Annotated in this window: 10 protein-coding genes; 2 read left to right on the top strand and 8 right to left on the bottom strand. The window is 44.5% G+C overall.

The window, feature by feature from the left end:
- The first annotated feature begins 101 nt into the window (after nucleotides 1-101).
- Nucleotides 102-1,085 carry a nucleotide-diphospho-sugar transferase gene (locus tag VX941_11675; GenBank protein ID MEE2934063.1) on the top strand — a complete coding sequence of 328 codons (984 nt, stop codon included), beginning with the start codon at nucleotides 102-104 and terminating at the stop codon, nucleotides 1,083-1,085.
- 540 nt (nucleotides 1,086-1,625) lie between these two features.
- Entirely contained in the window at nucleotides 1,626-2,357 is a 732-nt protein-coding gene (locus VX941_11670; protein ID MEE2934062.1) for a glycosyltransferase family 2 protein, read from the top strand.
- 68 nt (nucleotides 2,358-2,425) lie between these two features.
- On the opposite strand, the gene VX941_11665 is transcribed toward VX941_11670, so the two are convergent.
- The 8 genes from VX941_11665 to VX941_11630 form a co-directional block, all read right to left on the bottom strand.
- Nucleotides 2,426-3,277 carry a hypothetical protein gene (locus tag VX941_11665; GenBank protein MEE2934061.1) on the bottom strand — a complete coding sequence of 284 codons (852 nt, stop codon included), beginning with the start codon at nucleotides 3,275-3,277 and terminating at the stop codon, nucleotides 2,426-2,428.
- Between the two features lie 11 nt (nucleotides 3,278-3,288).
- Complete coding sequence (locus tag VX941_11660; GenBank protein MEE2934060.1) at nucleotides 3,289-4,107, bottom strand: alpha-1,2-fucosyltransferase; 819 nt, start codon at nucleotides 4,105-4,107, stop codon at nucleotides 3,289-3,291.
- 5 nt (nucleotides 4,108-4,112) lie between these two features.
- On the bottom strand, nucleotides 4,113-4,862 hold the full coding sequence (locus tag VX941_11655; GenBank protein MEE2934059.1) for a glycosyltransferase family 25 protein: 750 nt from the start codon (nucleotides 4,860-4,862) through the stop codon (nucleotides 4,113-4,115).
- Between the two features lie 5 nt (nucleotides 4,863-4,867).
- Nucleotides 4,868-5,848, bottom strand: a complete 981-nt coding sequence (locus VX941_11650; protein MEE2934058.1) for a glycosyltransferase family 10 — start codon at nucleotides 5,846-5,848, stop codon at nucleotides 4,868-4,870.
- Between the two features lie 6 nt (nucleotides 5,849-5,854).
- Entirely contained in the window at nucleotides 5,855-6,658 is an 804-nt protein-coding gene (locus VX941_11645; GenBank protein ID MEE2934057.1) for an FkbM family methyltransferase, read from the bottom strand.
- Nucleotides 6,659-6,739: 81 nt separating this feature from the next.
- Nucleotides 6,740-7,750, bottom strand: coding sequence for a glycosyltransferase family 10 (locus VX941_11640; protein MEE2934056.1), 1,011 nt, complete (start codon nucleotides 7,748-7,750; stop codon nucleotides 6,740-6,742).
- 9 nt (nucleotides 7,751-7,759) lie between these two features.
- The gene (locus VX941_11635) at nucleotides 7,760-8,551 is read right to left on the bottom strand and encodes a hypothetical protein (GenBank protein MEE2934055.1); all 792 of its coding nucleotides are present in this window, start codon (nucleotides 8,549-8,551) and stop codon (nucleotides 7,760-7,762) included.
- Between the two features lie 13 nt (nucleotides 8,552-8,564).
- Nucleotides 8,565-9,533, bottom strand: a 969-nt coding sequence (locus tag VX941_11630) for a glycosyltransferase (GenBank protein ID MEE2934054.1), incomplete at its 5' end; no start/stop codon positions are given.

Here is a 9,533-nt window from a genome sequence, read left to right as displayed (position 1 = left end):
AAGTCTTTGTTGTCGATGCCTGAGTCTGGATTGCTAAGTAGTTATGGTTAACAGCATTGCCAAGACTGTGAATACCGCCTTTTTTTAAGAAGCATAGTCAAATGATTAATACTAATAAGATATTTAAAACTCCCATACTCTTTTTGGTTTTCAATCGCCCAAGTTGTACTGAAAAAGTTTTTAAGGCAATTGCTGCTGCACGCCCAAGTAAATTATATGTGGCTGCTGATGGCGCGCGTTCGGACCGTATAGGTGAGATCGATCTTTGTTCCCAAGTTCGTTCAATTGCTACAAAGGTTGATTGGGAATGTGAGGTTGAAACTCGCTTTCAGAGCGAAAACCTAGGCTGCAGAGAAGCCGTATCGGGGGCCATTGACTGGTTTTTTGAGCATGAGGAAGAGGGGATTATCTTGGAGGATGACTGTTTGCCGTCGTCTTATTTTTTTGACTATGCAGCTACATCTCTAGCACGTTATCGCGATAACCCAAAAGTAATGCACATTGGTGGAATCAACTTTCAGTCTCGTGACAAAACCGCGGAAAAGGCTTATTATTTTTCAAACATTCCGCAAATTTGGGGTTGGGCAACTTGGCGGAGAGCATGGAAATGTTATGACCGTAAATTAAGTGGGTTGAGGGAATTCGTAGTCTCAGGTAGGTGGCGGGAATTGAATGAGGATATTGACATCTGTTATTACTGGATTCGATGTTTTTATGGTGCATGGTCTGGGAAGATCAATACATGGGACTATCAGTGGATTTTTTCAGTTCTTGAGAACAATGGTTTATCTGTATCTCCTGCCGTTAACCTCATAGAGAATATCGGTTTTTCTGATGATGCGACCCACACGAAAACTGGTTTTACGCAAGGCCTTCCGACTGAAAAAGACATTATTGATTTGAAGTCTTTGCCTGCCCCTGCCGTTGAGGAAGTTGACAGAATTAAAGATGATTTTGTTTTTAAGAAAATATGGCATACGAAGGAGGGGAATGTGTGTTTCTTATGGCGCTTGAAAAAGTTAATACGCAGGCGTTATAAGACCAAAAAAATGATTAAAGAAATTACACATATTGCATCTATCTGATAAAGGCACAGATACTTCAGTAAATATCAGCCTTTTCATGAACCGATGATGATCAAAATAGTAATTAGAGATGAGAGGCTACAGTGAAATTGCTGTAATCCTCTATCATCACAATATGTTACAACGAGGTTAAATCGATAAGAGCAACCTGCGATAGCATCTGCACGCAAATCTTTAGAGACTTCGAATGGATTGTTGTTGATGGCGCTTCCACGGGTGACACCCTAACTATAATCAAAAATTATGATGATTTGATAGACTGTCTACTTGCTGAACAAGACTAAGGTATCTCTATGATACCAATAATAAGCGCCTAGATTACGCACAAAGCATGTAAAAGGTAAAAGAAATGAAAATCATATTTGATCTGGAATGGTTAAAATACGTGCGATTTTAAAATGCAATCAGGCGAAACTAAATGCTGGTATTTAAAATATCCTCTTTAATTTCTTGCAGCGTTGTTTATGCCCTCTGGGAAATATTTGAAAGTGTATGAAAGTTTGGAAATGCCGAATGTAGATGCATAATTGATGAATTGATGTGAGTGTTAAAATATCAGTCATAACTGTATGCCTAAATGAGGCAGGAGCACTCGCGAGCACATGTGATAGTATTCGTAGCCAACGATATCCTAATTTGGAATGGATTGTTATCGACGGTGCATCAACCGATGGGTCTCTTGATGTATTGCGTGATTATGAAGATTGCATTACATATCTTGTGTCGGAACCAGATGACGGCATTTATGATGCAATGAACAAAGGCATAGGCCTTTCCAGTGGAGACTACCTTTTATTTTTAAATGCCGGGGATAAGTTGGCGGATCCGGACGTTCTCTACTCTGTGAAGCCATTTTCCGATGTTGGGATCATCTATGGTGATATTGTGGTAACTTCAGATGAAACATCAGACTTACTTGTATTACCTCAAAAGCTTCCTGAGGATTTCCTGATAAAAAAAATGATGCCGCACCAAAGCAGCTTTATAAAAAAAAGCCTATTCTATGAATATGGATTTTATGACCTATCTTACAGGATAGCAGCAGATTATGATTTTTTCGTAAGAATATTGCACGTGAATCGGGTTAAGAGCATGCATTGCGGGGCACTCATATCTATTTTTTACACGGGCGGAATTAGTAATGACCCAAAATGGAAGTGGTTGCGAAAGGCTGAAAACCACCGAATTAGGAAAAGATATTTTTGGAAATATTTTCTCAGTTGGGGGTATCTTCGCACTGAGTGCAAGTTGCGCTTTAGGGGAATACAATAGGCAAAAGTTCGAATGGCTTACCTCTTTTAGCAGTTAGCAGGCTTACGCCTAGTCATCAGCTAAAGGTTCTACATTTCTATGACCGGAATTCCTGGGTTTAAGTACATGCTAACTTTAGAAAGGTTAGAATTGGTGCGTATTAAGAGGTTTGTACGCGCCAAAAGAAAGCAATCCATAATGGCTTCCAGCCCGATTTTGTAACAGTCGAAATCTGCACCAGTCCTCTCTGTTTGGTGATGAATCGGTAATCCATCAGAACTGCGTTGTGCATCGATTGACAAGATCCGATCGCCTAAGCGATCTTTCATGGAATCAATAAAGTTTTGTTCATCGGTAGCGACAAAAACCATTGTCTCGGGCCTTTGCATTTTAATCATTTCATAAATTTTAGTGTAATTTACACGCTCCGCCTCGGAAAACCTGCCACGAACTTTATCGGTGCCTCGGTAATGAATGCCGATGATTTGGTTTCCTGAAAAATTATCACAAGCAAATGAATCAATCATGTTCAAAACATCGGGCCGCAATTTCAATAATCGGGTTAATTGGTGGGCCTGCTGGCGGGGCATTGCATTGCCCAAGTGAGTTAGCTTGGCAGCTCCTTTTGTTGGTTCGATGTTGATTGTACGGTCGAACAGACGATATTCTGGAAAATAGATATCATTTTCAAAATAGTAAGTCCACCACCCGGTCTCCGGGCGTCCATTCGTAAAATAACTCCCTTTATCACTTTCAATCCTCAGGGAGGATTTTATGAGCTTACAGACTGCCAATGCGCCCAGCACCTGCTGGTAAATTGAGAATAACCCTACTTCTCTATCTTGTAGTATAATTGTGCTACTACGCGCCGAGCGGTATTGATTTGCCAAACGAAGAGTTCGGCGAGTGTTCTCAAAATAATTTAAAAAATGTTTCATCATCTAACATGGAGTTAAACCAATAGCCAATTATTGGGACATAGATCGATTTGTGGCTTAAACTTAGAAGACCAAACTTTGGGTGCAAGCGTTAGCCTACCAGATTTCGCCAGCCAGGCCCCCCACCAACTGAAGGAACTGTTTGCGATGATGTGATGGGTACAGCTGCACATCAATGCCATGTCCATCCAGCTATCGCTACCGCGATTCCAGTCGCAGAATTGGACTCGCGTGAGTCCTTGAAGAAGGTCTTTGCTGAACTCGATGTCGTCTGAAAAAATGATAAGAGGGCAGTGTGGGTCTCGTGCGTAGAGTTCCTTGAGTGCGCTGTTGTAGTAGGCCTTGTCGCAGATGCCACCGAGTTCTGGGTGACCCACATAGTCACCTCGGCGGATATGAATTGAGCAGGTCTCGCTCTGGGTGAGTTGCTGTTGTAGCTCAAGGTTCTTGGAGCCCATGAGCGGTTTGAACTCGAAGTCAGCACAGATCTTATCGCGAATCGATTCGAAGTATTTCTCGGTTTGCCAGTAACCATCTAGATAGCCTGCTTGGGTTTCGAGGAAATGTGCTTGGAAATTAAGTTCATGGACCTCTCTTTTTCGAGCCGTTTTGCGCTGCCACCATGCTTGCCCGCGTGTGAGAGGCGACTGAGAAACGATAGGAATTCTATCGGAGAGCTGTGTTTGGAAGACGCGGTCGAGCTCGAAGCCGTTATGTTCAGATTTTGAATGGTGTGGGTGCCAATGCATGTAAACTCGGTTTCCCCGAGTTTGAAGAGCGCGGGCAAAGGCATATTGGAACATTTGGTTGCCGAGGCCACCACTGATGCGCACCGCAATCAAGTCAGGTCCTCCTTTGTTTTGAAGAGCGCATTATTATAGAACTTCCATCGGTGCCATTTGCGTTCCACATGTGTTAATGCATGAAAGGCGTGATAGCTGGTGGAGCGGTAAAAACGAATCTTCCTTGTTGGGGGTATTTGTCCTGGAAGCTCCATGTTTAAAGGGATTGGTAAGGGCGAGATACAGGCTGTTTTGAAGCCATAATGCCATTCGCGGTCTAATGCGACATCGTAAGGAAGGAACATCGGGAGCATCTTTTCTAGAACGCATTTCGCTGCTTTGCGGTCAATCACATAGGCGCCAGTGTTTTTAAGCACTTTTAAGTTATATGACAGTTTAAATCCGTCCGAAAGATCGGCGAAAGAAAGGTGTTTGCCGGGGCTAAATGCAGTCAGTCGCAGTAAGTTCCAGTGTTCAGAAAAATTTAAGGCCTGCTCAATGAGATTGAAAATGTTGTCAGGTAGCTGAACGTCATCTTCAAGGACTAGTGCATGATTCGCATCGGAGCAAAGGAACGCCCTTAGTGTTTTTATATGGCTTAGATAACAGCCAACCTCGCCTGCATTGGTGGTTTTGCCATGAAGAATCCGATACTTCCCTTCGTTATAATCTGTGATGGGTTCTGCCAAACGATTGCCATAAACGCCTTCAACGCGAGTGTGGTCTATCTGAAGTGCTTTAAGCTGCTTCTCCATGAGTTCCCAGCGTTCGGTTGCATGAGCAAGGTTAATTACGAAAGTGTGCATGGATATTATTTCCTGCGAATTTGGCGCCACTTTTTTTTCAGTAAAAACAAACTTTGGCGAAAGGGTTGATTGGCCATTTTGTTCAATTGAACTTCTGTTTTAATGCCCCAGCGACTGCGATTGCGGCGGTAAGCTAATTCGTGGGGCTGGTCGAAAATATTACATAGGAAGTTGGTAAAGGTAGCATCTTTCCACTCGCGAGGTTCCTCGCCGTTGATAAACCAAGGTTCTGACAACATAGTGCGGTAGGCGTCGTCGTCACAGTCAAGCTCGCGGACGCGTGCAAGGAGGGCGTCCATGCTGCTGAAGTCGTGGCAGTTGATGAAAGCTTTTGGATTAATGAATTGAGTTATTGTTGGGTCGCCCCAGTAGATGGGAATCGCGTTTGACTGAGCAGCTTGAGCAAACTTCTCGGTGAGATAGCCCGGGGCGGAATAGTTTTCCACAGCAAGGACAAATTTGTATGCAGTTTGAAATGTTATTTTATCGGGGACGGGACCGCCTACGTTGTTGCGCCATTTTCCGCCTAGGGCGACTGATTTATAGGTGTTTAGCGCTTCAACTAGTTGCTCGCGCTCGGGGGCGCCGTTCTTGGTGTTGGTCATTACATAGGCACAGAAACCGGTTTTTTGTGCAAGCGCTTCGGCCGCGGGAGGACGGGGTGCAACGAGTGTTTGGTATGACTCCTTATATAATTTTATAAGCGGCAAGCGACAGTAACGATCACCGAATTTAATTGGATCAAAGGCGAGGGCGTAGTCGCTTAGGTTGAAGTTTGGTGTGACGTATTCACCTGTTACAAAGATTCGGACACCTGTATAGTTCAAGACCTCATACCCATCAACGGAGTGAAAAACATAGTCAGCTTCACGAGCATTCGTAATTTGAAATTCATATTGTGATGACACTAAAGCTAGAATAGCTTCCGTTACGTAGTTTTTTAAACCAGCATCAATAAGAGCCACGCGCTTTATTTTTTTTTGCATGATAAGCTATGCATACCAGCATTTTGGGAGTATTAATTCAGGCTTGCTATGATTGCAACTAACATCCAGTGGGTGTGGAAATATCAGCGTTTTTTTTGTTGGCTGCAAGCGATCACGGCGTAGCAGGGTCACCTCCATGTTAGCAGGTATTTCTAGACTGTGTAACTTGAGTGTTTTGCGGTGATTGTTTGGGTGGATATGCACCACCGCGTGGCTTTTTAGTAGCTTTCGAAGGGCGGGAGCCATTAGTTTAAATGCAAAGCGGTTTGCAAGTTGGTTTAGTTTATGAAACTCAATAATGATAATACGAAAGCGCCGTAGAAGCTTTTCGGAAATGTTATGCAATACTTCATACTCGCTACTTTCGATGTCCATCTGAAGTAATGCCTCCGGGGAAACGTCTGAAGGCGGTTCAAGCATTTCGTGATACCAACTATCGAGCGTTATGAGTCCTTCCCTTGCGCAATTACTCGAGGCGATAAACTTTTTCTGAAAATGAAAGTTGGAGTGCACTACCGGCGGGGCTTCGACCGAACGGTCAGCAAGAAAAATCTGCATGCCACGCTTGGCAAGCTCTAGCTCTAGATCGCTACAACCAGCTACTCCTGGAGAGAAGCAATATTTAATACCATCAAGATCTTCTGGAATGAGGTAACCACCATCGTGTTTCGGGCCCAAACGAATAAGTTTCTGCTTCGTAGGCTTTATGCGCATGGAATCTACCAATGCTCTAAGATCAGTGGCTTTGGTTGTTTTCTCAGGAAATATTCCTGCGGGTGCAAGCATCTGCCGAAATAAGTAGTTACTCATAATTTTTTGAATAATGTTTAAGATTTTTTGTATGTAATAAATAATCGCCTAAAGTAGATTGCCTTTGTTGGTTAGGATACATCAGTGTAGGTTTTTCCCTATGTGCCAATACAAGTAACGTGCCAGCTCGGCGGGATTGTGCGAGCGTATCTTTTTTCTGCTACGTAGAAAAATTTGACGTGTGTTTGTGGTTTTCCGGTTTTGTGACTCGATAAAACGACTTAGCATACTAGCAATATTGTAATTCTCGGTCACAAGGCGTCGGGCTTCGATGACTGCCTCTAGTCGGCGTTCATATTCTCCAGGAGTATTGATGAGTTTTGTGATCATCTGGAGAGTGCCTGCATAATCATTAATATCAATTTGAACTAAGCTGTCTTCTGGGAAGTAATCCAACACGTTGGGGCATCCATAGTAAATCGGAACGGTATAACCCAGGAAGGCATCCGCGAGTTTTTCAGACCACACGTTAGGTCCATAGTGGTTCTCTATAACCAGATGAAAGCGGTAGGGGTCAAGTGCTTGGTATTTTTTTTCGATGAAACGTATTCCCCGCCCGAAAATTTCCAGCTCGGGCAGATCTTTCTTAAGAGCATGTGTGAATTCGTGCCTGCGGGCGTGCATAGTATGCACCTGCCTTTTAGCAGAGCACACGGTTGAGAGTTTTTTTGTCTTAATCGGTGGGGGCTCATCCATTAATTCAGCATAGCTTTTTCCGTAATGCCATACATTTCCAGTTTGGCTTCGGATTGCATTATGATGTGGCAAGGCTGTCTCATTCTGATTAGTAATGACATGTGCAAATTGAGCTGCAAAAGCCTTTCCATAATGGGTTACCGATTCAGGTTCTGAAGTGAGTAAAAGTGTCTGGGATGGCGGACAACGAAGTAACTCTTGCCGGCCTGGTAAAAGCGGTGAAAAGTCGTCCATCAAGACAAGCCAATCATATTCTTCCGCGAAGAGGTTACAGATAAAACGACATTTACCCCATTGTGGTTTGTTTTTTGGGCATTGATTTGACAAATCGGTGCCACCTTCTTTGCGACCTGCCCGGCTTGCGAGTTTTACCGTTATTATCTTATCCTCCTCCATTGCTCGCGACTAGATAATCCAGTAATCCCTTATCCATGATGTAGGCAGGCAATGTTTGTATATCTTTTTCCAGCCTTTAGCTGCTTTTTTTGAATCCGGGGGTGACCAGCGCCCTTGGATGGCGTCTTCTATATCTGGGTGTCCGTGGAAAGCGAGGACTTTTGTTCCTGGCTTGGGTTTTCGGGGTGTCATAATATATCGCAGAAATCCCCAAGGCAGACAGTGGAAGCGAAAGGATTGGCACCAGTTTTCGGGCCAGAAATTGAGCCTTCCAAATTTTTTGATTACTTGCTCGGAGAGGTATTCTTGAGAGGCTGTTCCATACTTTTGAATGACTGCTTTCGAGTTTTCTTCGAAGTAGGTCTTGATATGACCGAGTGTGCCGACTTTAAACGAGTAACAGGTTGCTTGACCGACTTTGTTGCCTCGGGAATTCCAGTCGTTGATAATACAGAATTTGTCGCCTTCTGGGTAACTGAAGAGGTCGTCCAAATTATCCATTATGACAACATCCAGATCAAAGAAGAAGACGCGTTGTCCACAGAGGTCACCCAGAGAGTTGTCGCAGAGGGCGGCCTCTTTGCGGTAATTGTAACTTGCATGGTAGATCGCTTCGTTTTGGGCTGGTTCTGGGTGGCGAATAATTGCGGGATGCAGGTCAGGAAGTGCTTCGTCGGAAAATAGATGGAAATCAATGTCGTGGGAGGTGTTTCTTTGGATCATTCCAAAGAGCCTATTTACATCAATTTCTGTATATTTTCGTCCCCATAAAATACAGATGATGTTCGTTTTATTGCGCATGGCTTATTAGGTGTTATAAGATTCCACAATAAACATCTATGGTCTTACGTAGCATTTGCTTCAATTCAAATACTATGCTCCGTTGAGGATTACATTTTTCTTGTTCCCATTTCTCCAACAAAGTTCCCATGGCGTCGATATCACCCACTTTGATTTTGCCCTCCGGAAGCAGGGCGTCGAGTTGTTCGCCAACGCCCCCGTGAGCGTAGGCCGCGACGGGTTTGCCAATTGCAAGAGCCTCCCGTGTGACTCGCCCGAAGGCCTCAGGATCTGTGGAGCAGGAGATAATGACGTCGGAGACGGCCATCACTTCGCGAAGGTCGCTGCGGTGGCCGACAAGTGTGATGTTGTTTTCTACGCCGGCCACGCTGATTGCGCTTTTGACTTCCTCCAAAAATTCCAACTTCTTAGGGTGGGGCTCGCCGACAATAAGACCGTGGACGGGTATTTTTCTCTCTTTGAGGCCGGCGATTACTTTGATGAAATCTAGATGGCCCTTCCAACGCGTGATGCGTCCGGCTAGGGTGACGACGTATTTACTTTCAAGTTGCGGATATTGTTGATGCCATATTTCCAGCCATTCGGGAGTAGGTTTGAAGCCATAGGGAAACATTACAGGGTCCACGCCGCGGTGGATGACGGTGAGTTTGTTTTTCTGCACGTCAGGGTAGTTTTTGAGGACATAGTCTTTTACACTGTTAGATACGCAAATCACATGTTCTCCTCGGGTCATGATTTTAGAGTAGGCGTTAACGGAGTAGAACCCGTGCACGGTGGTGATTAGGCGGGGACGCGTGATAGGGTCCATTTTACGCCAGGCGAGGTAGGCGAGCCAGGCGGGCAAGCGAGAGCGTAGGTGTAGAATGTCGGGGCGCTCTTTCTCTAAGAGACGGCGGAGGACTCTGACTTGTTTGAGTGAGCTGAGGCGTTTCTTGTTAACGGGAAGGGTGATGTGGCGACTGCCTTCGGCTTCGAGTTGTGC

It is taken from the genome of Pseudomonadota bacterium (genome assembly GCA_036339585.1).
In the GTDB taxonomy this organism is placed as follows: domain Bacteria; phylum Pseudomonadota; class Alphaproteobacteria; order UBA8366; family UBA8366; genus UBA8366.
Note: the sequence above shows the minus strand (reverse complement) of the source record. Positions and strands in the feature narration are given on the sequence as shown.

Excerpts from the sequence above, each read along its gene's own strand:
- VX941_11650 (MEE2934058.1), bottom strand. The coding sequence starts at position 5,848 with ATGCAAAAAAAAATAAAGCGCGTGGCTCTTATTGATGCTGGTTTAAAA.
- VX941_11645 (MEE2934057.1), bottom strand. The coding sequence starts at position 6,658 with ATGAGTAACTACTTATTTCGGCAGATGCTTGCACCCGCAGGAATATTT.
- VX941_11655 (MEE2934059.1), bottom strand. The coding sequence starts at position 4,862 with ATGCACACTTTCGTAATTAACCTTGCTCATGCAACCGAACGCTGGGAA.
- VX941_11635 (MEE2934055.1), bottom strand. The coding sequence starts at position 8,551 with ATGCGCAATAAAACGAACATCATCTGTATTTTATGGGGACGAAAATAT.
- VX941_11640 (MEE2934056.1), bottom strand. The coding sequence starts at position 7,750 with ATGGAGGAGGATAAGATAATAACGGTAAAACTCGCAAGCCGGGCAGGT.
- VX941_11675 (MEE2934063.1), top strand. The coding sequence starts at position 102 with ATGATTAATACTAATAAGATATTTAAAACTCCCATACTCTTTTTGGTT.
- VX941_11665 (MEE2934061.1), bottom strand. The coding sequence starts at position 3,277 with ATGATGAAACATTTTTTAAATTATTTTGAGAACACTCGCCGAACTCTT.